Origin of the sequence: Pseudomonas sp. BW7P1, from assembly GCF_024981055.1 — a bacterium.
GTDB classification, from domain to species: Bacteria; Pseudomonadota; Gammaproteobacteria; order Pseudomonadales; family Pseudomonadaceae; genus Aquipseudomonas; species Aquipseudomonas bananamidigenes.
In genome coordinates this window covers 5,116,202-5,138,763 of sequence record NZ_CP103374.1, presented here as the reverse complement: position 1 = coordinate 5,138,763, position 22,562 = coordinate 5,116,202, and the positions used below count along the sequence as shown (strand labels likewise).

General features: G+C 60.6%; 23 protein-coding genes. 19 read left to right on the top strand and 4 right to left on the bottom strand.

Features of this window, described 5'->3' with window-relative positions; translation table 11 throughout:
- Window positions 1-106: 106 nt before the first annotated feature.
- The 19 genes from iscR (at window position 107) to NWV16_RS22975 (ending at window position 17,182) form a co-directional block, all read left to right on the top strand.
- The gene (gene iscR / locus NWV16_RS23065) at window positions 107-598 is read left to right on the top strand and encodes a Fe-S cluster assembly transcriptional regulator IscR (RefSeq protein ID WP_007956690.1); all 492 of its coding nucleotides are present in this window, start codon (window positions 107-109) and stop codon (window positions 596-598) included.
- 50 nt (window positions 599-648) lie between these two features.
- Window positions 649-1,863: an IscS subfamily cysteine desulfurase gene (locus tag NWV16_RS23060; protein ID WP_085709396.1), complete on the top strand. Its 1,215-nt coding sequence runs from the start codon at window positions 649-651 to the stop codon at window positions 1,861-1,863.
- 98 nt (window positions 1,864-1,961) lie between these two features.
- The gene (gene iscU / locus NWV16_RS23055) at window positions 1,962-2,348 is read left to right on the top strand and encodes a Fe-S cluster assembly scaffold IscU (protein ID WP_003227907.1); all 387 of its coding nucleotides are present in this window, start codon (window positions 1,962-1,964) and stop codon (window positions 2,346-2,348) included.
- Window positions 2,349-2,376: 28 nt separating this feature from the next.
- Entirely contained in the window at window positions 2,377-2,700 is a 324-nt protein-coding gene (iscA, locus tag NWV16_RS23050; protein ID WP_017904917.1) for an iron-sulfur cluster assembly protein IscA, read from the top strand.
- 8 nt (window positions 2,701-2,708) lie between these two features.
- Window positions 2,709-3,230: a co-chaperone HscB gene (gene hscB, locus NWV16_RS23045; RefSeq protein ID WP_260520895.1), complete on the top strand. Its 522-nt coding sequence runs from the start codon at window positions 2,709-2,711 to the stop codon at window positions 3,228-3,230.
- 51 nt (window positions 3,231-3,281) lie between these two features.
- A complete protein-coding gene (gene hscA / locus NWV16_RS23040) occupies window positions 3,282-5,147 on the top strand; it encodes a Fe-S protein assembly chaperone HscA (RefSeq protein ID WP_260520894.1) in 1,866 nt (621 codons plus the stop codon).
- Complete coding sequence (fdx, locus tag NWV16_RS23035; protein ID WP_041071821.1) at window positions 5,147-5,488, top strand: ISC system 2Fe-2S type ferredoxin; 342 nt, start codon at window positions 5,147-5,149, stop codon at window positions 5,486-5,488. Before hscA ends, fdx begins: the two co-directional genes overlap by 1 nt.
- Before the next feature lie 14 nt (window positions 5,489-5,502).
- Window positions 5,503-5,703, top strand: a complete 201-nt coding sequence (gene iscX / locus NWV16_RS23030) for a Fe-S cluster assembly protein IscX (RefSeq protein ID WP_260520893.1) — start codon at window positions 5,503-5,505, stop codon at window positions 5,701-5,703.
- An 88-nt stretch (window positions 5,704-5,791) separates the two neighbouring features.
- Window positions 5,792-6,217, top strand: coding sequence for a nucleoside-diphosphate kinase (gene ndk, locus NWV16_RS23025; RefSeq protein ID WP_065257687.1), 426 nt, complete (start codon window positions 5,792-5,794; stop codon window positions 6,215-6,217).
- A 29-nt stretch (window positions 6,218-6,246) separates the two neighbouring features.
- Window positions 6,247-7,395, top strand: coding sequence for a 23S rRNA (adenine(2503)-C(2))-methyltransferase RlmN (rlmN, locus tag NWV16_RS23020; RefSeq protein WP_260520892.1), 1,149 nt, complete (start codon window positions 6,247-6,249; stop codon window positions 7,393-7,395).
- Window positions 7,396-7,407: 12 nt separating this feature from the next.
- Window positions 7,408-8,166, top strand: a complete 759-nt coding sequence (pilW, locus tag NWV16_RS23015; protein WP_065257689.1) for a type IV pilus biogenesis/stability protein PilW — start codon at window positions 7,408-7,410, stop codon at window positions 8,164-8,166.
- Complete coding sequence (locus tag NWV16_RS23010; RefSeq protein WP_260520891.1) at window positions 8,166-9,230, top strand: RodZ family helix-turn-helix domain-containing protein; 1,065 nt, start codon at window positions 8,166-8,168, stop codon at window positions 9,228-9,230. The genes pilW and NWV16_RS23010 overlap by 1 nt, the downstream gene beginning before the upstream one ends.
- A 3-nt stretch (window positions 9,231-9,233) precedes the next feature.
- Window positions 9,234-10,343: a flavodoxin-dependent (E)-4-hydroxy-3-methylbut-2-enyl-diphosphate synthase gene (gene ispG / locus NWV16_RS23005; protein ID WP_053152544.1), complete on the top strand. Its 1,110-nt coding sequence runs from the start codon at window positions 9,234-9,236 to the stop codon at window positions 10,341-10,343.
- Between the two features lie 22 nt (window positions 10,344-10,365).
- Window positions 10,366-11,655, top strand: coding sequence for a histidine--tRNA ligase (gene hisS / locus NWV16_RS23000; protein WP_260520890.1), 1,290 nt, complete (start codon window positions 10,366-10,368; stop codon window positions 11,653-11,655).
- A gap of 41 nt (window positions 11,656-11,696) precedes the next feature.
- Window positions 11,697-12,338, top strand: coding sequence for a tetratricopeptide repeat protein (locus NWV16_RS22995; protein WP_065257692.1), 642 nt, complete (start codon window positions 11,697-11,699; stop codon window positions 12,336-12,338).
- Window positions 12,331-13,482 carry an outer membrane protein assembly factor BamB gene (gene bamB / locus NWV16_RS22990; RefSeq protein ID WP_065257693.1) on the top strand — a complete coding sequence of 384 codons (1,152 nt, stop codon included), beginning with the start codon at window positions 12,331-12,333 and terminating at the stop codon, window positions 13,480-13,482. The genes NWV16_RS22995 and bamB overlap by 8 nt, the downstream gene beginning before the upstream one ends.
- 135 nt (window positions 13,483-13,617) lie before the next feature.
- The gene (der, locus tag NWV16_RS22985; RefSeq protein WP_065257694.1) at window positions 13,618-15,090 is read left to right on the top strand and encodes a ribosome biogenesis GTPase Der; all 1,473 of its coding nucleotides are present in this window, start codon (window positions 13,618-13,620) and stop codon (window positions 15,088-15,090) included.
- Between the two features lie 164 nt (window positions 15,091-15,254).
- The gene (locus NWV16_RS22980; RefSeq protein WP_260520889.1) at window positions 15,255-16,403 is read left to right on the top strand and encodes a pyridoxal phosphate-dependent aminotransferase; all 1,149 of its coding nucleotides are present in this window, start codon (window positions 15,255-15,257) and stop codon (window positions 16,401-16,403) included.
- Entirely contained in the window at window positions 16,391-17,182 is a 792-nt protein-coding gene (locus NWV16_RS22975; protein ID WP_260520888.1) for an amidohydrolase, read from the top strand. The genes NWV16_RS22980 and NWV16_RS22975 overlap by 13 nt, the downstream gene beginning before the upstream one ends.
- 202 nt (window positions 17,183-17,384) lie before the next feature.
- Here NWV16_RS22975 and leuA read toward each other — a convergent pair whose 3' ends face one another.
- The 4 genes from leuA to NWV16_RS22955 all read right to left on the bottom strand — a co-directional run bounded on the left by leuA (window position 17,385) and on the right by NWV16_RS22955 (window position 22,510).
- Entirely contained in the window at window positions 17,385-19,064 is a 1,680-nt protein-coding gene (gene leuA / locus NWV16_RS22970; RefSeq protein ID WP_260520887.1) for a 2-isopropylmalate synthase, read from the bottom strand.
- 343 nt (window positions 19,065-19,407) lie between these two features.
- Window positions 19,408-20,229 (bottom strand): peptidoglycan DD-metalloendopeptidase family protein, encoded by an 822-nt coding sequence (locus NWV16_RS22965; protein WP_260520886.1) that lies wholly within the window; start codon window positions 20,227-20,229, stop codon window positions 19,408-19,410.
- A 3-nt stretch (window positions 20,230-20,232) separates the two neighbouring features.
- Window positions 20,233-21,612: an exodeoxyribonuclease VII large subunit gene (gene xseA, locus NWV16_RS22960; RefSeq protein WP_260520885.1), complete on the bottom strand. Its 1,380-nt coding sequence runs from the start codon at window positions 21,610-21,612 to the stop codon at window positions 20,233-20,235.
- Between the two features lie 10 nt (window positions 21,613-21,622).
- Window positions 21,623-22,510 carry a LysR family transcriptional regulator gene (locus NWV16_RS22955; RefSeq protein WP_260520884.1) on the bottom strand — a complete coding sequence of 296 codons (888 nt, stop codon included), beginning with the start codon at window positions 22,508-22,510 and terminating at the stop codon, window positions 21,623-21,625.
- Between the last annotated feature and the right edge of the window lie 52 nt (window positions 22,511-22,562).

The window sequence follows — 22,562 nt, the reverse complement described above, 5'->3', positions numbered from 1 at the left end:
GCGCTCTTTTGCGGGTAAACCCGACTAAAGCACTAGGTCTTATAGTTGACTTAAATGCTCGGGAATTGCATACTCCCGCCCATTCCGAACTCCGTGGTAATTGTCCATGCGACTGACTACAAAAGGCCGATACGCCGTGACCGCCATGCTTGACCTGGCGTTGCACGCGCAGCACGGGCCGGTGTCCCTGGCCGATATCTCCGAGCGCCAAGGCATCTCCCTGTCCTATCTCGAACAGCTTTTCGCCAAGCTGCGCCGCAGTAACCTGGTTTCCAGTGTGCGCGGTCCGGGTGGTGGCTACCAGTTGTCCCGCGACATGCAGGGCATACAGGTCGCCCAGGTGATCGATGCGGTGAACGAATCGGTCGATGCCACCAAATGCCAGGGCCAGGGTGACTGCCATTCTGGCGACACCTGCCTGACCCATCACCTGTGGTGCGACCTGAGCCTGCAGATTCACGAATTTCTCAGCGGTATCAGCTTGGCCGACCTCGTAACTCGCCGTGAGGTGCAGGAAGTGGCCCAGCGTCAGGATCAGCGTCGTTGCAATGGCAAGGCGCCGCGCCTGGACAAGATTGAAGCGTCCGCCGTCGAATGACAGCCAGAGAGCCAGCGGCACGCCAGCCAGCCTGATTTAGGAGATAGTCCATGAAATTGCCGATTTACCTTGATTACTCTGCGACCACCCCGGTCGATCCGCGCGTTGCGCAAAAAATGAGTGAATGCCTGCTGGTCGACGGGAACTTCGGTAACCCGGCGTCCCGTTCCCACGTGTTCGGCTGGAAAGCCGAAGAGTCCGTCGAAAACGCCCGTCGTCAGGTGGCCGATCTGGTCAACGCCGACCCGCGCGAAATCGTCTGGACCTCCGGTGCCACCGAGTCCGACAACCTGGCAATCAAGGGTGCGGCACATTTCTATGCCTCCAAGGGCAAGCACCTGATCACCTCCAAGATCGAGCACAAGGCCGTCCTGGACACCATGCGCCAACTGGAGCGTGAAGGTTTCGAAGTCACCTACCTCGAGCCGACCGAAGACGGTCTGATCACGCCAGCCATGATCGAAGCGGCGCTGCGCGAAGACACCATCCTGGTGTCGGTGATGCACGTGAACAACGAAATCGGCACGGTCAACGACATCGCCGCCATCGGCGAACTGACCCGTTCCAAGGGCATTCTGTTCCACGTCGACGCCGCTCAGTCCACCGGCAAGGTCGAAATCGACCTGCAGAAACTGAAAGTCGACATGATGTCGTTCTCTGCCCACAAGACCTACGGTCCGAAAGGCATCGGCGCGCTGTACGTCAGCCGCAAGCCGCGTGTTCGCATCGAAGCGACCATGCACGGCGGTGGTCACGAGCGCGGCATGCGTTCCGGCACCCTGGCGACCCACCAGATCGTCGGTATGGGTGAGGCATTCCGTGTGGCCAAGGAAGACATGGCTGCCGAAAACGTTCGCATCAAGGCGTTGAGCGATCGCTTCTACAAGCAGGTCGAGCACCTGGAAGAGCTGTACGTCAACGGCAGCCTGACCGCCCGCGTTCCACACAACCTGAACCTGAGCTTCAACTACGTTGAAGGCGAGTCGCTGATCATGGCGCTCAAGGATCTGGCGGTTTCGTCCGGTTCGGCCTGCACCTCTGCCTCTCTGGAGCCTTCGTACGTATTGCGTGCCCTGGGTCGCAACGACGAACTGGCGCACAGCTCGATCCGCTTCACCTTCGGCCGCTTCACCACCGAAGAAGAAATCGATTACGCCGCGCAGAAAGTCTGCGAGGCCGTTACCAAGCTGCGCGCACTGTCGCCGCTTTGGGACATGTACAAAGACGGCGTCGATATCTCGAAGATCGAGTGGGCGGCACACTAAACATAGAAGCCGCCGGATACGGAACCTGTAGCGACGCGGCGATTTGCGCAGCGCTGCAGGGCCTCAAGAGCGGCCCTGATGAGTGAGGATTGAGAATCATGGCTTACAGCGAAAAGGTCATCGACCACTACGAAAACCCGCGTAACGTCGGCAAGATGAATGCCGAAGACCCGGATGTCGGCACCGGCATGGTCGGCGCCCCGGCGTGCGGCGACGTGATGCGCCTGCAGATCAAGGTCAACGACCAGGGCGTTATCGAAGACGCCAAGTTCAAGACCTACGGCTGCGGTTCGGCTATCGCTTCCAGTTCCCTCGCCACCGAGTGGATGAAGGGCAAGACCCTGGACGAAGCTGAAACCATCAAGAACACCCAGCTGGCCGAAGAACTGGCCCTGCCGCCAGTGAAAATCCACTGCTCGGTACTCGCTGAGGACGCCATCAAGGCGGCCGTTCGCGACTACAAGCAGAAGAAAGGCTTGATCTAAGCATTGGGCGACGAGTAAGGAGTCAACGATGGCTATCAGCATGACAGAAGCGGCTGCTCGACACGTGCGACGCTCCCTGGACGGGCGCGGCAAGGGTGAAGGGATTCGTCTGGGTGTTCGCACCACAGGCTGTTCCGGCCTTGCCTACGTGCTGGAGTTTGTCGACGAGGTGGTTGCGGAAGATCAGGTGTTCGAGAGTCACGGCGAAAAAGTGATCATCGACCCGAAAAGCCTGGCCTATCTCGACGGCACCGAGCTCGATTTCGTCAAGGAAGGGTTGAACGAGGGCTTCAAGTTCAACAACCCCAACGTACGCGGTGAGTGTGGCTGCGGCGAAAGCTTCAACGTCTGAGGCCGGTCGTGGGTATTCCTTGTCATTTCGCTTTATTCGAGTTGCAGCCTGGTTTTCGTCTGGATCTCGAGCAGTTGGCCTCACGCTATCGCGAGCTGGCGCGCGGTGTTCATCCGGATCGTTTCGCCGACGCTTCCGAGCGTGAGCAGCGTTCGGCGCTCGAGCAGTCCGCGCGGCTCAACGATGCCTATCAGACGCTCAAGAGTCCGGCCCGGCGTGCGCGTTACCTGCTGACCATCAGCGGGCATGACGTGCCGATGGAAGTCACGGTCCACGATCCCGAGTTTCTGTTGCAACAGATGCAATGGCGCGAAGAACTCGAAGATCTGCAGGACAGTGCCGATCTGGATGGTGTCGCCGCCTTCAAGCGTCGCCTGAAAAACGCCCAGGAACAGCTGAACGAAAGCTTCGCAGCCTGTTGGGATGATGCTGCGCAACGCGAACAGGCCGAGCGCCTGATGCGGCGCATGCAGTTCCTCGACAAGCTCACCTACGAAGTGCGCCAGTTAGAAGAGCGCCTCGACGATTAACCCAGTGCCGCTCCGGTCGCACGCCTGATATACAGATAAGTCCTGATCACGATGGCCCTACTGCAGATCGCCGAACCCGGCCAAAGTCCTCAACCGCACCAGCGTCGTCTGGCTGTGGGGATCGACCTGGGTACCACCAATTCGCTGGTCGCTGCGTTGCGCAGTGGTCTTTCCGAGCCGCTGGCCGATGCCGAAGGGCGAGTCATCCTGCCTTCCGCCGTGCGTTATCACGCCGATCGCGTCGAAGTCGGCGAATCGGCCAAACTGGCTGCGTCCTCCGATCCCCTGAATACCGTGCTGTCGGTCAAGCGCCTGATGGGCCGCGGCCTGTCCGACGTCAAGCAACTGGGCGATCAACTGCCGTATCGCTTTGTCGGCGGCGAATCGCACATGCCGTTCATCGACACCGTGCAGGGCCCGAAAAGTCCGGTCGAAGTCTCCGCCGATATCCTGAAAGTGCTGCGTCAGCGTGCTGAGGCCACCCTCGGTGGTGAGTTGGTTGGCGCGGTGATCACTGTTCCGGCGTATTTCGACGATGCGCAACGCCAGGCTACAAAAGATGCGGCAAAGCTTGCCGGTCTGAACGTGCTGCGCCTGCTCAACGAGCCGACTGCAGCGGCGGTGGCCTACGGTCTGGACCAGCATGCCGAAGGCCTGGTCGCGATTTATGACCTGGGCGGCGGTACTTTCGACATTTCGATTCTGCGCTTGACTGGCGGTGTCTTCGAGGTCCTGGCCACCGGTGGCGACAGTGCCCTGGGCGGTGACGATTTCGACCACGCGATCGCTGGCTGGATCATCGAGCGTGCGGGGCTGTCCGCCGATCTGGATCCGGGCGCACAGCGCAATCTGCTGCAAACCGCCTGCGCGGCCAAAGAGGCCCTGACGAATGCGGACAGCGTTGAAGTCACTTATGGCGGCTGGAAAGCGCAGCTGACCCGAGAAGCCTTCGATGCGCTGATCGAGCCGATGGTGGCCCGCAGCCTGAAAGCCTGTCGTCGTGCCGTTCGTGATTCCGGTGTCGAGCTGGAAGACGTGCACGCCGTGGTCATGGTGGGTGGTTCGACCCGTGTCCCACGTGTTCGCGAAGCCGTCGCCGAGGCCTTCGGTCGTCAGCCGTTGACCGAAATCGACCCGGATCAGGTGGTGGCCATCGGGGCTGCGATCCAGGCCGATACGTTGGCCGGCAACAAGCGCGATGGCGGCGAACTGCTGCTGCTCGACGTGATTCCGCTGTCCCTGGGGCTGGAAACCATGGGCGGCCTGATGGAAAAGGTGATTCCACGTAATACCACCATCCCTGTCGCTCGCGCCCAGGACTTCACCACCTATAAAGACGGCCAGTCGGCCATGGCCATTCACGTGTTGCAGGGCGAGCGCGAGCTGATCAGTGACTGCCGTTCTCTGGCGCGTTTCGAGTTGCGTGGCATTCCGGCGATGGTCGCCGGTGCAGCCAAAATTCGTGTGACCTTCCAGGTCGATGCCGACGGTCTGCTCAGCGTCTCTGCCCGTGAGCTGGGTTCGGGCGTCGAGGCCAGCATTCAGGTCAAGCCGTCCTACGGCCTGACCGACGGCGAAATCGCCAGGATGCTCAAGGACTCGTTCCAGCACGCCAATGACGACAAGGTCGCCCGCGTTCTGCGTGAGCAGCAAGTCGATGCCCAGCGCCTGATCGAGGCGGTGCAGGGTGCTCTGGAGGCGGATGGCGAGCGTTTGCTCGACGCCGAAGAGCGCATGGTCATCGATCTGCAGGTGCAGGAACTGACCGAACTGATGAAAGGTACCGATGGCCATGCCATCGAGCAGCAGACCAAGCGTCTGTCGCAAGTGACCGATGCCTTTGCTGCCCGCCGCATGGATCAGACGGTGAAAGCCGCTCTGTCGGGGCGCAACCTGAATGAAATCGAGGATATCTGATGCCGCAGGTCATTTTTCTGCCACACGAGAAGTTCTGCCCTGAAGGCATGGTGGTCGAGGCCGAGCCCGGCACATCGATTCTCGAGCTGGCCCACGAACACCATATCGAGATGGAAAGTGCCTGCGGTGGCGTCTGCGCCTGCACCACCTGTCACTGCATCATCCGCGAGGGGTTCGACTCGCTGGAAGAGGCTGACGAACTGGAGGAAGATTTCCTCGATCGTGCCTGGGGTCTTGAAGCGCAATCGCGTCTGGCCTGTCAGGCTATCGTCGGCGAGGAAGACCTCACCGTCGAAATTCCGAAATATTCGCTTAACCATGCGGCCGAAGCGCCGCACTGACTGGTAAGACTGTCATGAGCTACGGTTGGAATGATGTTCAACGTATTGCAGAAGAGCTGGCCGAGGCCAGGCCGGGTGTAGATCCGTATTCTGTCAATTTCGTCGAGTTGCAGCAGTGGATCAAGGAGCTGCCTGGCTTCGACGCCACCTCCGGCCGGGTCGGCGAGAAGGTGCTGGAGGCGGTTCAGCAGCTCTGGAATGATGAAATAGACTGATCGTCCTTGCAGGTTAGGCAATACCCAAGAACCCGCGTATAATTCGCGGGTTTAATTTTTCGCACATTACCGTTTCTGGAGTTACACCATGGCTGTTCAACGTACTTTCTCCATCATCAAGCCTGACGCCGTTGCAAAAGGCGCTGCCGGCGAAATCGTTACCCGTTTCGAAAAGGCTGGTCTGAAAGTGGTCGCTTCGAAAATGAAGCAACTGTCCAAAGCCGAAGCCGAAGGCTTCTACGCTGAGCACAAAGAGCGCGGTTTCTTCGGTGACCTGGTTGCTTTCATGATCTCCGGTCCGGTTGTTGTACAGGTTCTGGAAGGCGAAAACGCCATCGCTCGCAACCGTGAGCTGATGGGCGCCACCAACCCTAAAGAAGCTGCTCCAGGCACCATCCGTGCCGACTTCGCCGAGTCGATCGACGCCAACGCCGTTCACGGTTCGGACTCCGAAGCCGCTGCCGCTCGCGAAATCTCGTACTTCTTCGCAGCTACTGAAGTAACCACTCGCTAAGCATTGGCTTAAAGAGTGAAGGTGAATCCATGACTACATCGACTGTTAAAACAAACCTGCTGGGTCTCACCCAGCCGGAAATGGAAAAGTTCTTCGACTCAATCGGGGAGAAGCGTTTCCGTGCCGGTCAGGTAATGAAATGGATTCACCACTTTGGCGTGGATGATTTCGACGCCATGACGAACGTCAGCAAGGCCTTGCGCGAAAAGCTCAAGGCCGTTGCTGAAGTTCGCGGTCCCGAAGTGGTCAGCGAGGACATTTCCAGCGACGGCACCCGTAAGTGGGTGGTGCGCGTGGCGTCCGGCAGCTGTGTCGAGACCGTTTACATTCCCCAGGGCAAGCGCGGTACGTTGTGCGTTTCGTCCCAGGCAGGCTGTGCCCTGGACTGCAGTTTCTGCTCCACCGGCAAGCAAGGCTTCAACAGTAACCTCACCGCCGCCGAAGTCATCGGCCAGGTGTGGATTGCCAATAAATCCTTCGGCAGTGTTCCGGCTACCATCGATCGCGCCATCACCAACGTGGTGATGATGGGCATGGGCGAACCGCTGCTGAACTTCGACAACGTCGTGGCCGCCATGCATCTGATGATGGATGACCTGGGCTACGGGATCTCCAAGCGCCGCGTGACCCTGTCCACGTCGGGTGTGGTGCCGATGATCGATGAGCTGGCCAAGCACATCGATGTCTCCCTGGCGTTGTCCCTGCACGCACCGAATGACGCATTGCGTAACCAATTGGTGCCGATCAACAAGAAATATCCGCTTAAGATGCTCCTCGATTCGTGTGTCCGCTACATGTCCGCCCTCGGCGAGAAGCGCGTGCTGACCATCGAGTACACCTTGCTCAAGGGCGTCAACGACAAGCTTGAGCACGCCGTGGAGATGATCGAGCTGCTCAAGGATATTCCCTGCAAGATCAACCTGATTCCGTTCAACCCGTTCCCGCATTCCGGCTACGAGCGGCCGAGCAACAACGCCATCCGCCGGTTCCAGGATCAGCTTCACCAGGCAGGTTTCAACGTCACCGTCCGCACCACCCGTGGTGAAGACATCGACGCGGCTTGCGGTCAATTGGTCGGGCAGGTGATGGATCGCACCCGTCGCAGCGAACGTTACATCGCCGTGCGCGAACTGAGCGCCGACAGCGATCTGGCACAGAACGCCGCGAACCCTAACTAAGAGAGGATCTCTATGTCCCTGCGCTTTGCGCTGCTGTTGCTGTTGGCCAGCCTGAGTGCTGGTTGTGTCCTGTCGGGTGACTACAACCCGATGAAGACCAGCAAAGGCCGCGATGAAGCGCGGGTTGCCTACGTGCAGCTGGGACTGGGTTATCTGCAGCAGGGAATGACCGAGCGAGCCAAGGTGCCCCTGAAGAAGGCCCTGGAGCTGGATGGCTCGGACCCTGACGCCAATGCTGCCCTCGGGCTGGTGTTCCAGGCGGAGATGGAGCCGAAGCTCGCCGACGAGCACTTTCGCAAGGCGTTGTCATCCCGTCCCGCCGACGCCCGCATCCTGAACAATTACGGCAGTTTTCTCTACGAAGAGCAGCGTTACAAGGAAGCCTACGAGCGTTTTGAACAGGCCGCCGCCGATACCCTGTATCCTGAGCGTTCACGCGTGTTCGAGAACCTCGGCATGACGGCATCGAAGCTGGGGCAGCGTGAGCTGGCGCAGCAGCAGCTGGAAAAGGCCCTGCGTTTGAACCAGCAACAACCCCGGGCGTTGCTGGAAATGGCTGAGTTGTCCTACGAAGACAGGCATTATGTGCCGGCGCGTGACTATTACGACCGTTTCAGCCAGCTGTCCGAGCAGAATGCACGTAGTCTGTTGCTCGCCGTTCGGTTGGCAAAAGTATTTGAAGATCGCGACAAGGCCGCCAGTGCAGGCCTGCAATTAAAACGACTCTATCCCGGTACGCCGGAATATCAGCAATACCTGTCGGAGCAATGATGAAAGCGGCGCATCCCGAAGTTGTAGCAGCGACTCGCGTTAACCCCGGTGAGACCTTGCGCCAGGCCCGCGAAAGCAATGGCTGGTCGCTGGCCGAAGTGGCCCTCAAGCTCAACCTTACCGTGACCTCCCTGACCAACCTCGAAGCCGGCGACTTCGACAAGCTGCCGGGGCATACCTTTGCTCGCGGTTATATTCGCGCCTATGCCAAATTGCTCGGGATGGATCAAGCGGTCCTGGTCCAGCAGTTCGACCAATCCACCGGCACCGATTCCCAGGGCAGCAATGTCCATGCCCTGGGCCGGATCGAAGAGCCGGTCCGGGTTTCCCACACCATTTTGCGGATCGTCAGCCTGCTGTTGCTGATTGCAGTCATCGGCGGCGGTTTTGTCTGGTGGCAGGATCAGACCTCGCTGCGGACCAAGGATCTGACCACGCTGGCTCCCGAGCACGTCGAGGTCGAAGGCGCTGACGGTACCACGCAGATTCATCCGATCGACGAGCCGGAAGACCAGGCCGTTGCCGAAGGCCAGACCGAAGGCGCGACGGCGCTGGCTCTGCCTCAATCGGAAACCGCTGCAGAATCGTCCGGTGCCGAGCCAGTGGCACCGGCAAGCGCACCGGCAGCCCCGGCAGCGCCGGTTGTTCCGGCTCATACCCCGGCCCCGGTTGTCGCCGCTCCGGCGACACCTGCTGCCAATGTTCCCACCGCTCCGGCGACACCTGCTGCCAATGTTCCCACCGCTCCGGCACCGACCGCTACTGCGCCAGTCGCTCCTGCCGCCCCGGCGCCAACGGCCGAAGTCGCCGCTCCGGTTGCCGGTGAAGGCCAGGTGCAACTGCAGTTCACCGGCGATTGCTGGGCACAGGTCACCGATGGTCGCGGCAAGGTTCTGTTCAGCGGTCTCAAGCACAAAGGCGACAGCGTTTCCGTGGCCGGCAAGCCACCTCTGGCCGTGCGTCTGGGTGTTGCCCGGGCGGCGCAGGTCAGCTACAACGGCCAGCCGGTCGATGTCGCTCCGTTCACCAGTGGCGAGACTGCTCGCCTGAAGTTGGGTCAATAAGTCATGCACGGCGAATCTCCAATCAAACGTCGCGAATCGCGCAAGATCTGGGTCGGTAACGTGCCTGTGGGCGGCGATGCACCTATCGCGGTGCAGAGCATGACCAACAGCGATACCAACGACGTCGCGGCCACCGTGGCCCAGATCAACCGTCTGGAAGCCGCTGGTGTCGACATCGTTCGCGTGTCGGTGCCGGACATGGACGCTGCCGAGGCGTTCGGCAAGATCAAGCAACTGGTCAAGGTGCCGCTGGTTGCCGATATCCACTTCGACTACCGGATCGCTCTGCGTGTGGCCGAACTGGGTGTGGACTGCCTGCGTATCAACCCGGGCAACATCGGTCGCGAAGACCGCGTGCGCGCTGTGGTCGATGCCGCCCGTGACCGCGGGATTCCGATCCGTATCGGCGTCAACGCCGGTTCGCTGGAAAAGGATCTGCAGAAGAAATACGGCGAACCGACCCCGGCCGCGCTGGTCGAGTCCGCACTGCGTCACGTCGAGCACCTCGAGCGCCTGAATTTCCAGGACTTCAAGGTCAGCGTGAAAGCCTCCGACGTGTTCATGGCCGTTGAAGCCTACCGCCTGCTGGCCAAGGAAATCGTCCAGCCGCTGCACCTGGGCATCACTGAAGCCGGTGGATTGCGCTCCGGTACGGTGAAATCTGCCGTGGGCCTAGGTATGCTGCTCGCCGAGGGGATTGGCGATACCATCCGTATCTCGCTGGCGGCCGATCCGGTCGAGGAAGTGAAGGTCGGTTACGACATTCTCAAGTCCTTGCATCTGCGTTCCCGTGGCATCAACTTCATCGCCTGCCCGAGCTGCTCGCGGCAGAACTTCGATGTGGTCAAGACCATGAACGAGCTGGAAGGACGCCTTGAAGACCTGCTGGTGCCGCTGGATGTCGCGGTGATCGGTTGCGTGGTCAACGGCCCAGGCGAAGCCAAGGAAGCCCATATCGGCTTGACCGGCGGTACGCCGAACCTGATTTACATCGACGGCAAACCGTCGCAGAAACTGACGAATGACAATCTGGTGGACGAGCTGGAAAAGCTGATCCGCGAGAAGGCGGCCGAGAAGGTCGAAGCCGACGCAGCGGTCATCGCGCGCGGCTGATCGAACGAATTAAGGAATTTCTGTGAGCAAGTCCCTGCAAGCCATTCGTGGCATGAACGACATCCTGCCGGAACAGACGCCGGTATGGCGCTACTTCGAAGGCACCGTTTCGCGACTGCTGGATAACTACGGTTACAAGCAGATCCGCATGCCGATCGTCGAGTTCACCGAGCTGTTCAAACGCTCGATCGGTGAAGTGACCGACATCGTCGAAAAAGAGATGTACACCTTCGATGACCGCAACGGCGACTCCCTGACCCTGCGTCCGGAAGGCACTGCGGCTTGCGTGCGTGCGGTACTTGAGCATGGGATTACCGGTGGTGGCCAGGTGCAGAAACTCTGGTACATCGGCCCGATGTTCCGTCACGAGCGTCCGCAGAAGGGCCGTTATCGCCAGTTCCACCAGATCGGTCTGGAAGTCTTCAACCTCGACGGTCCTGACATCGATGCCGAGCTGATCATCATGACCTGGCGCCTGTGGGGCGAGCTGGGCATCCGTGATGCGGTCAAGCTCGAACTCAACAGCCTGGGCACCAGCGAATCCCGTGGCCGTTATCGTGAAGCGCTGGTCGAGTACCTCTCGGCGCACCACGACAAACTGGACGAAGACAGCCAGCGTCGGTTGAAGACCAACCCGCTGCGCGTGCTCGACACCAAAAACGCCGACACGCAGGCCGTCCTGGTCAATGCACCGAAGATGGCCGACTACCTGGATGACGAATCCCGTGCCCACTTCGAAGGCCTGAAGGCCCGTCTGGATGCCGTCGGCATTCCTTACGTGCTCAACCCGAAACTGGTGCGTGGCCTCGATTACTACAGCAAGACCGTTTTCGAATGGGTCACCGATAAACTCGGCGCCCAGGGGACCGTGTGCGCGGGCGGCCGTTACGACGGACTGGTCGAGCAGATGGGCGGCAAGCCGACCCCTGGCGTCGGTTTTGCCATGGGTATCGAGCGCCTGGTGCTGATGCTGGAAACCCTGGAGCAGATCCCGCAAGAACTCTCCCGTCAGGTCGACGTTTACCTCTGCGCCTTCGGCGAAGCGGCAGAACTGGCCGGTCTGACCCTGGCCGAGCGAGTGCGCGACCAGTTGCCGAACCTGCGCCTGCAGGTCAATGCCGGTGCCGGCAGCTTCAAGAGCCAGTTCAAGAAGGCCGACAAGAGCGGTGCGCTGTATGCACTGATCCTCGGTGACGACGAAATGGCCCAGCAAGTGGTAGGTTTCAAACCCCTGCGTGGCCAGGGCGAACAACAAAACATTGCCTGGGATGCGCTTGCCGCTCACTTGGCCACCTGCGTCGTGCAGGGTTGAAGCTGTCTTAACAGCCGATTTAGCGATTAAGGAGTATTGGGGTGTCGAGTACCGAAGACGAACAGTTGGCGGATTTGAAGGACTGGTGGGCACGCAACGGCAAACCTCTGGTCACCGGCGGCCTGTTGGCGCTGGTCATCGTGTTCGGCTGGCAGGCTTTCCACAAGTATCAGAGCAATCAGGCACAAGGTGCCTCTGTGCTCTATCAGCAATTGCTGGAAACCACGCTGACCCCGGATGGCAAGCCTGACGCCGCGCGCGTCGCGGATCTGGCCGGCAAGCTCAACAGCGAATTCGGCGGTACTGCCTATGCGCAGTACGGCAGCCTGTTCGTGGCCAAGGTCGCAGTCGACAGCGGCAAGCTCGACGATGCCGCGACCGAATTGAAGGCCATCGTCGCCAAGCCTGCCAACGCGGCGCTGGGTGAAATCGCCCGTCAGCGCCTGGCGCAGGTGCTGGGGGCACAGAACAAGGCTGACGAGGCCCTGAAACTGCTTGAAGGCGATGCCGACAAGTCGTTCCTGGCCACTCGTGAAGAACTCAAGGGCGACCTGCTGGTACAGCTGGGCCGCACTGACGAAGCGAACGCGGCGTATCAAAAAGCCAAGGCGGCACTGTCGGATGAAGCGGCGGTCGGCGGCCTTCAAATCAAGCTGGACGACCTGGCCAAAGGGGATGCGTGACGTGATCGGTTGGAAGCATGCAGCATTGCTGGCTCTGGCCATTCTGGCCACGGGTTGCAGCAGCAACAGCACCAAGGAATTGCCACCGGCCGAGCTGACTTCCTTCAAGGAAGAAGTGGTTCTGCACAAAGTGTGGAGTCGTTCGATCGGTGACGGTCAGGGTGAAACCTACAACATGCTGGTGCCGGCAATCGATGGTGACACCATCTACGCCGCCGACGTGACCGGCATCGTGATGGCCATGGATCGCAGCAACGGCGACGTGAAGTGGAAAAAGGAACTCGATCTGCCTGTCTCCGGTGCCGTCGGCGTGGGTTACGGTCTGGTCCTGGTCGGCACATTGCGTGGTGATGTCATCGCCCTCGACACCCTCAACGGTGAAGAGAAATGGCGCGCCCGAGTGACCAGCGAAGTGCTGGCACCTCCTGCCAGCAACGGTGACATCGTGGTCGTGCAGACCCAGGACGATCGTCTGATCGGTCTGGATGCTTCCTCCGGTCAGCAACGCTGGGTGTATGACAGCACTCCGGCCGTACTGACCCTGCGTGGCACCAGTGCGCCGCTCGCCACCAACCGCCTTGCGGTGGCTGGTCTGTCGACCGGTAAAGTGGTCGCTCTGGACATCTCCAACGGTGTGCCGGTCTGGGAACAACGGATCGCTATTCCGCAGGGGCGTTCGGAACTGGAGCGTGTGGTCGACATCGACGGCGGTCTGCTGTTGTCCGGCGGTACGCTGTACGTCGCCAGCTATCAGGGTCGCGTTGCGGCACTGGATCTGGAAAGCGGTCGTCAACTCTGGCAGCGCGATGCGTCCAGTTATGCCGGTATCGCCCAGGGCTTCGGCAACGTTTACGTGAGCCTGTCTTCGGGCACCGTTGAAGGTGTCGACGAGCGCTCGACCACTGCGCTGTGGAGCAACGACTCGCTGGCCCGCCGTCAATTGTCGGCTCCGGAAGTGTTCTCCAGCTACGTTGCAGTCGGTGACCTGGAAGGTTACCTGCATCTGCTGAGTCAGGTGGACGGTCGTTTCGTCGGCCGTGAGCGCATCGACAGCGACGGCCTGCGTGCCCGTCCGCTGGTAGTGGGTGACACCATCTACGTCTATGGCAACAGCGGCAAACTGGAAGCCCTGACCATCAAGTAACAACTATGCTTGGGGTTAACACCCCAGGCGGCCTTGTTCCACAAGGCTTGCAGCGCTTTCAGGCGTTGCCCCGAGCACCAGCCGCTGCCTCGCAGCGGCTTTTGTATTTTCTGAAATAACGAAGTGGAGAGCCGCATGGTTCCCGTAATCGCCCTGGTGGGCCGACCGAACGTCGGCAAGTCCACCTTGTTCAACCGCCTGACCAGGACCCGTGACGCCATCGTCGGCGACCTGTCCGGTCTGACCCGTGATCGCCAGTACGGTGAGGCCAAGTGGCAAGGGCGTTCCTACATTCTGATCGACACCGGCGGTATCTCCGGTGACGAACATGGTATGGACGAAAAAATGGCCGAGCAGTCGCTGCTGGCCATCGAAGAAGCGGATGTCGTTCTGTTCCTGGTAGATGCCAAGGCCGGTTTCACCGCCGCCGACCAGATGATCGGCGAACACCTGCGCAAGCGTAACAAGCGTTCCTACGTGGTCGCCAACAAGGTCGACAATATCGATCCGGAAATGGCCCGCGCCGAATTCGCGCCGATGGGCATGGGCGATGCGATTCCGATCGCCGGCGCCCATGGTCGCGGCATCAGCAATCTGCTGGAAATCGCCTTGAGCGAGTTCCCGAAGGATGCAGAAGAACCGCAGGAAGGCGAAGAGCAGGAAGAGGTCGCCGAAGGCGAGGAAGCCAAACGCATTCCGGGCCCGAGCGAAAAGGACGGCATCAAGATCGCCATCATCGGCCGGCCGAACGTCGGCAAGTCGACGCTGGTCAACCGCATGCTGGGCGAGGAGCGGGTGATCGTTTATGACCAGCCTGGCACCACCCGAGACAGCATCTACATTCCGTTCGAGCGTAATGACGAGAAGTACACGCTGATCGACACCGCGGGCGTGCGCAAGCGCGGCAAGATCCACGAAGAAGTCGAAAAGTTCTCCGTGGTCAAAACCCTGCAGGCGATCAAGGACGCCAACGTGGTGATCTTCGTCATGGACGCCCGCGAGGGCGTGGTCGATCACGACCTCAACCTGCTGGGCTTCGCGCTCGAAGCAGGTCGTGCAATGGTCATTGCGCTGAACAAGTGGGACGGCATGACCCCGGGCGAGCGTGACTATGTGAAGACCGAGCTGGAACGCCGGCTGTTCTTCGTCGACTTCGCCGACATCCACTTCATTTCGGCACTGCACGGTACCGGCGTGGGCAATCTCTACGCATCGGTGCAGAACTCGTTCAAGTCGGCGGTCACCCGCTGGCCGACCAGCCGCCTGACCCAGATCCTCGAAGACGCGGTCAGCGAGCACCAGCCTCCGATGGTCAACGGCCGTCGGATCAAGCTGCGTTATGCTCACCTGGGCGGTGCCAACCCGCCACTGATCGTGATCCACGGCAACCAGATCGAGAAAGTGCCGAATTCGTACGTGCGCTATCTGGAAAACACTTACCGCCGTGTGCTCAAGCTGGTCGGTACGCCGATCCGCATCGAGTTCAAAGGTGGCGAGAACCCGTACGAAGGCAACAAGAACACGCTGACCGACCGCCAGGTCAACAAGAAGCGTCGCTTGATGTCGCACCACAAGAAGGCCGAAAAGAAGCGTCGCGACAAGCGATAAAGCCGTTTCGAACGGCAAGCTTCAAGCAAGAGCGGAAAAACAAAGAGGGCTTCGCACGAAGCCCTTTTTTGTGGGCGGTGATTTCTGCTTGCTGCTTGTAACTTGCCGCTTGAGATTTGGAGCTTGCCGCTTGAAACTTGCAGCTCACCTGCAAGGGGCTTCCGATGATTACCAGCAAGTTGCCGAATGTCGGCATCACTATTTTCACGCAGATGTCTCAGCTCGCGGCGCAGACCGGAGCCATCAACCTGTCCCAGGGTTTTCCCGATTTCGACGGCCCGCAGGCACTGCGCGACGCGGTCGGTCGGCACATCGCCAGCGGCCATAACCAGTATTCACCGATGACCGGTCTGCCGGCCCTGCGCCAACAGATTGCAGCGAAGATCGCCCGCAGCTACGGCGTGAATGTCGATGCCGATCACGAGGTGACCGTCACCCCCGGTGCGACCCAGGCAATCTTCTGTGCGATTCAGGCGGTTATCCACAGTGGCGATGAAGTCATCGTGTTCGATCCGGCCTACGACAGCTACGAGCCTTCGGTGGAGCTGGCCGGCGGACGCTGCGTGCATGTGCAGCTGGGGCTGGATGATTTCTCCATCGACTTCGACAAGCTCAGTGCAGCGCTGAGCCCGCGCACGCGGATGATCATCCTCAACACCCCGCACAACCCCAGCGGCGCCCTGATCAGTCGCGCAGAGCTGGACCAGCTGGCGGCGCTGATCCGCGATCGCGACATCTATGTGATCAGCGACGAAGTCTACGAACACCTGGTGTACGACGGCGTTCCGCACGTGAGCGTGCTGGCCCATGAAGAGCTGTATCAGCGTGCGTTCGTGGTCAGCTCGTTCGGCAAGACCTATCACGTCACCGGCTGGAAAACCGGCTACGTGGTGGCACCGCCAGCGCTGACTGCCGAGCTGCGCAAGGTGCATCAATACGTCAGTTTCTGTGGCGTGACGCCGCTGCAGTATGCGCTGGCCGATTACATGGCCGGGCATCCGGAACACGTCGAAGAGTTGCCCGGTTTCTATCAGGCCAAGCGTGATCTGTTCTGTGATCTGCTGGAGCCGTCGCGTTTCAGCTTCACCCGGGTCACCGGCACCTATTTCCAGCTGGTCGACTACTCGCAGATTCGTCCCGACCTGAACGATGTCGAGATGGCGATGTGGATGACCCGCGAGCATGGTGTGGCGAGTATCCCGGTGTCGGTGTTCTACCGCAATCCACCTGAAGGCCAGCGCCTGGTGCGCCTGTGCTTCGCCAAACGCGAGGAGACGCTGCGGGAAGCAGCGGCAAAACTATGCGTGATCTGAGTGCTTTGCCTGATCTCAATCTGGCGCTGATCCAGACCAGCCTGGCCTGGCATGATCGCCAGGCTAACCTCGAGCACTTCGACGTCTTGTTGGAGCAGGCCCGGGGCGCCGATTTGATCATCCTGCCGGAAATGTTCACCACTGGCTTTTCCATGGAGTCCGAAACCCTGGCCGAAACCGAAAACGGTCCGACCAGCAAATGGATGAAGGCTCAGGCAGCGAAACTCAATGCGGTGATCACCGGCAGCGTGATCGTTCAGGCGGCTGACGGCAGCCATCGAAATCGCTTGCTCTGGGCGCGCCCCGACGGTGAAGTGTGGCATTACGACAAGCGCCATCTGTTCCGCATGGCCGGTGAGCACAATCACTACACCCCCGGCGAGCGTCAGGTGCAGTTCGAACTCAAGGGCTGGCGTATCAGGCCGCTGATTTGCTACGACCTGCGCTTCCCGGTGTGGAGCCGTGATGCGCAGGACACCGATCTGCTGCTGTACACCGCCAACTGGCCGGGGGCACGGCGTCTGCACTGGAACCGTCTGTTGCCGGCGCGAGCGATTGAAAACCTGTGCTACGTGGCGGCCGTGAATCGCATCGGCACCGACGGCAAGGGGTTTGCCTACACCGGTGACAGTCAGGTGCTGGATTTTCAGGGCGAGACCTTGCTGACGGCCGGGGAGGCTGACGGGGTATTCAAGGTGGTATTGGAAGCGGCACCACTGGCGGCTTACCGCGAGCGCTTTCCGGCGAATCTGGATGCGGACACCTTCGAGTTCACCTGATTTTTTGCGTTGTCAGTGCGGACCCCATCGCGGGCAAGCCCGCTCCCACAGTGACCGTTGTGTACTCAATGTCATGTACACCAGAAAACCCTGTGGGAGCGGGCTTGCCCGCGAAGAGGCCAGTTCAGGCAACATAAAGCCAGCAGGCATGAAAAAGGCCCCGGAGTTCGCACTCCGGGGCCTTTTTCATTTCAGCGGTAATTTACGCCGCTTTCGCTTCCGGCTGGCTCAGTGAGCGGTTCAGCGCGCTGAACAGTGCCTTGAAGCTGGCGGTGGTGATGTTCTCATCGATACCCACGCCGTGTACTGCGCGTTCGCCATTCACCCGCAGCTCGATATAAGCCGCTGCCTTGGCGTTGGTGCCCGCGCCGATGGCGTGTTCGTTGTAGTCCATGATCTCCACCGGAATCGGCAGGCCGGCCACCAGTGCTTCCAGCGCGCCGTTGCCCTTGCCGCGCCAGTGCAGGTTGGTTTCGCCCTGGCCCTTGCTCGCCACTTCCACTTCGACGGCGCTGTGACCGTTTTCTTCCTGCAGGCGATGGCTGACCAGCGCATACGGGGTGTTGGCTTGCAGGTACTCGGTGTGCAGCAACGAGTGAATCTGCTGGGCGGTCATTTCCAGGCCCAGACGATCGGTTTCGCGCTGCACGACCTGGCTGAACTCGATCTGCATGCGACGTGGCAGGCTGATGCCGTATTCCTGCTCCAGCAGATAGGCGATACCGCCCTTGCCCGACTGGCTGTTGACGCGGATCACCGCCTCGTAGCTGCGGCCGATGTCGGCCGGGTCGATCGGCAGATACGGTACTTCCCACAGTGCATCGGATTTCTGCTGGGCGAAGCCCTTGCGGATCGCGTCCTGGTGGGAGCCGGAGAACGCGGTGTGCACCAGGTCGCCGACGTACGGATGACGCGGGTGAACCTGAATCTGGTTGCACTCTTCGACGACCTTGCGCACGCCGTCGATGTCGGAGAAGTCCAGCTGTGGGTCAAGGCCCTGGGTGTACATGTTCAGTGCCACGGTGACGAGATCGACGTTGCCGGTACGTTCGCCGTTGCCGAACAGGCAGCCTTCGACGCGGTCGGCGCCGGCCATCAGGCCCAGTTCGGTGGCGGCCACGCCGGTGCCGCGGTCGTTGTGGGTGTGCAGGCTGATGATCACGCTGTCACGACGATTGATGTTGCGGTGGAACCACTCGATCTGGTCGGCGTAGACATTCGGGGTGGCGCATTCAACGGTGGCCGGCAGGTTGAGGATGATCTTGTGCTCGGGCGTCGGGTTCCAGACCTCGATCACGGCATCACAGACTTCCTTGGCGAATTCCAGCTCGGTGGCGCTGAAGGTTTCCGGCGAGTACTCGAAGGTCCAATCGGTGTCCGGCTGCTGGGCTGCGTATTTGACGAACAGCTTGGCAGCGTTCACCGCGATGGCCTTGATCCCGTCCTTGTCCTGATTGAACACGATGCGACGGAAGGACGGCGAGGTGGCGTTGTACAGGTGAACGATGGCTTTCTTCGCCCCGCGCAGGGATTCGAAGGTGCGCTCGATCAGGTCTTCACGGCCCTGGGTCAGTACCTGAATGGTGGTGTCATCCGGGATGTGGCCGTCCTCGATCAGCGTGCGCACGAAGTCGAAATCCGTCTGCGACGCGGCAGGGAACGATGCCTCGATTTCCTTCACGCCCACCTGCACCAGGGTTTTCCAGAAGCGCAGCTTTTTCACCGAGTCCATCGGCTCGATCAGCGACTGGTTGCCGTCACGCAGGTCGGAACTGCACCAGATCGGCGCGGCATCGATGGTTTTCGACGGCCAGGTACGATCAGGCAGGTTGATCACAGGAAACGGGCGGTATTTCGAAGACGGGTCTTTGAGCATGCTCATCGGGAAATTCCTTATTGTCTGGGCCGAAAAGAGGCGGCCTGCCGGTGGAACGAACGTTCTTGGAAAAGCGTGGGACGAGGCGCAGCGATTCAGCCCGGCAGTCGTGCGCTGACGAGGCACAGACTGCGGTGCTGGCGAAGCTGAATAAGGGTGTGAGAGGTTTTCATGCTTTCAACCCTAACCGCGGGGAATGAGGATGGCAAGCAGTCGAAAAAAATTGAGAGGAATACCCGGAAAGCGGATTTTTCCGAGATTTTATTCTTGAAATGGCGGTTATTGTTTAAGCGGATTGCGCATGCCATTCGTCATGCGCAATCCCCGTTGGAGGCTTTTCAGCCTGGAGTCAGGGCTGGAATGCGCCAATGAAAATTGCCGGATCGACTCGCGCATCGTTCAGGCTGACGTTCCAGTGCATGTGTGGCCCGGTGGCCCGGCCAGTGGCGCCGACCTTGCCAACCACCGCGCCGCGAGCCAGTTGCTGGCCGTTCTGCACATCGATCTTCGACATGTGGCAGAACATGCTGATGAAGCCCTGGCCGTGGTCGACGAACACGGTGTTGCCGTTGAAGAAGTAGTTGCCGATCAGGATCACCTTGCCCGCCGCCGGGGTCTTGATCGGTGTGCCCGCCGGTACTGCGAAGTCCAGGCCCGCATGGGGATTGCGCTCTTCGCCGTTGAAGAAACGGCGAACGCCAAACTTGCTCGACAGCGGTCCGTTGACCGGCTTGTCCAGCAGCAGGTTGCTTGGCGTGTTCGGGCTGAAACTGCGGTAGGCCTTGATCTGCTCGGCCAGCTCGCCCTCGATGCGCTTGAGGTTGGCCGGGTTCGGATTGACCTGTTGCGTATTCTTCAGCGTGATGTGCTGTTCCGGGTATTTCTTGTTGCCGACGGTGAAGTTCAGGTTTCGGCCGCCGCTGCTGATTTGCTGAACGCCGGGTTTGACGGTCAACGGAACGCCGACAATCGCCAGCCAGTTGTTCTGCTCCTTGACCACCAATACCGGCTTGCCCTGATACGTGGCTTTCGGCGCCTGCGCGGCAGCACCCAGATCGACGACCGCCACACCGCCCGGCACCGGTTTGTTCAGCAGCCGGGTGATGTAGCTGTCCGCGTGGGCATTGAAAGTCAGGCACAGCAATAACAGCGGAGCGAGAAAACGCGGCATGGATCAGTCCAGTAAAGAGAGGGTGACGGGCGTCAGGTGATTGTCCTCGACGCGTACTTGCAGTTCGCCTTCGCCCAGCCTGGCCTTCAGGCGCTGCCCGGTCCGGGTTTGTGATGCGCTGCGGATCGCGTGGCCACGCTCGTCGAGCAGAATGCTGTAGCCACGGCCGAGGGTGGCCAACGGGCTGACGACATGCAGCGTCTGCATCTGGCTGTGCAATTGCAGGCGGCGGTTTTTCAGGCCTTCGCGCATGGCGCGGGGCAGGCGTTCGGCAAGGCTGTCGAGGCGCTGGCGCAACAGGGCCAGTTGCCGTCCGGGATGCTGTCCGGCGAGGCGGGTTTCCAGGCGGATCAGGCGTTCGCGGCGGGTATTGAGCTGGCGTTCGAACGCCCGGCGCAGGCGCATGTCCAGATCATCCAGGCGCTGTGCCTGCTGACGCAGTCGTTCACCGGGATGGCGCAGGCGGCGGGTCATTCCTTCAAGCCGCAGACGATCACGCATCAAACGGTCACGCATGCGCATCACCAGTCGACGATACAGGCTTTCGACCTGACGGATCAGGTGGCTGGAGTCCGGAGCAAGCAGTTCGGCGGCCGCAGACGGTGTCGGCGCACGCACGTCCGCCACGAAATCGCTTATCGACACGTCGGTTTCATGGCCGACTGCGCTGACAATCGGCGTGACACAGGCATCCACTGCCCGGGCCACGGCTTCTTCGTTGAAGCACCACAGGTCTTCCAGCGAACCGCCGCCACGGGCCAGGATCAGTGCGTCGAAACCACGGGCGTCGGCCAGTTTCAGGGCGCGGACGATCTGCGTCGTGGCTTCCCGACCCTGAACGGCCGTCGGGATCAGCGTAAGTCTGACCTGCGGTGCCCGGCGACGGAACACGCTGATGATGTCGCGGATCACCGCGCCGGTCGGCGAGCTGATGATGCCGATGTGCTGCGGATGGGCCGGCAGCGGCACCTTGCGCTCGGCACTGAACAGGCCTTCGGCGCTGAGCTTTTCCTTCAGTGCATCGAACGCCAGACGCAGGGCGCCGTCGCCCGCCGGCTCCACGGTGTCGAGGATCAGCTGGTAGTCGCCACGGCCTTCGAACAGCGAAACCTTGCCACGCACCTTGACCGCCAGGCCATCCTTCAGTGCCTGACGCACGCGCACGGCGTTCTGCCGGAACAGCGCGCAACGTACCTGCGCACCGCTGTCCTTGAGTGTGAAGTACACGTGCCCGGACGCCGGACGGGCGAGGTTGGAGATTTCGCCTTCGACCCAGATGTTGCTGAACACGTCTTCGAGCAACACCCGCGCACGGCCGTTGAGCTGGCTGACGGTCAGGACCTCGCGGTCCAGGCCGAGTCTTGCAAAGGGATCTTTAATCATGGGGCGCAGTTTAAAGGCTTTCGCCGCTGAATGTCTGGAGGAAGTGTTGCACCAGTGGCGTGGGATTTTGCCGAAAGGCGAGGGCGACAGTGCTCTGACAATCTCCCGCCAGCGGCACAAATCGTACGCCGGGCGCAGCGATGTCCTGCATCGATTCCGGCAACAGAGCGATGCCGAATCCGGCCTGAATCAATTGCAGCTGTGTGGTCTTGCGCGACATCACGCGGGCTGCCCGGGGAAAAAAACCGTGACGCATGCACAGGTCGGCGCACAAATAACTCAATCCGCCGCGCTGCGGATGCGGAATGGAAATGAACGCTTCGTCCTTCAACTGCGCCAGATCGACTGCCTCCGCCAACGCCAGTCGATGATTCGTCGGCACGGCAAGCAGCAAGCGCTCGGTGTACAGCGGAACAATCTGAACACTTTCGCGCTGGCGCAGCACCGGAAGACGCAGCAAACCGATGTCGAGTCGACCCTCGGCAAGTTCTTCGAGCTGTGCCTCCGAAGAGAGCGTGCCGATGTCCAGTGAAACTCCGGGTTGCTGCTCCAGGTAAGTACTCATGTCGCGCAATAGTCGACCGCTGATCGGCACGGTGCTGGAGTGACACAGGCGCAGGGTGCCACGCTGGCCGTGGCCGATTTCCGTGGCCAGGGTGCTGGCCTTGTTCAATTCATTGAGCAGGTTTCTCGCCCGGGGCAAAAAAGCTTCACCAGCCGCAGTGAGGCGGGGCTGGCGCGCCGTGCGTTCGAACAGCGGCGTTTGCAGGCGGTTTTCCATGTCCTTGATCTGCCGGCTCAGCGCCGACTGGGCGATGAACAGGCGTTCGGCGGCAGCGCTGAAGCTGCCGCACTCGGCAATTTCCACGAAGTAGCGCAATTGACGGGTTGAAAGCACGAGGCATGCCTTTTCGAGATGGCTTGACGGTTTCGATGATATTAGTCGCATC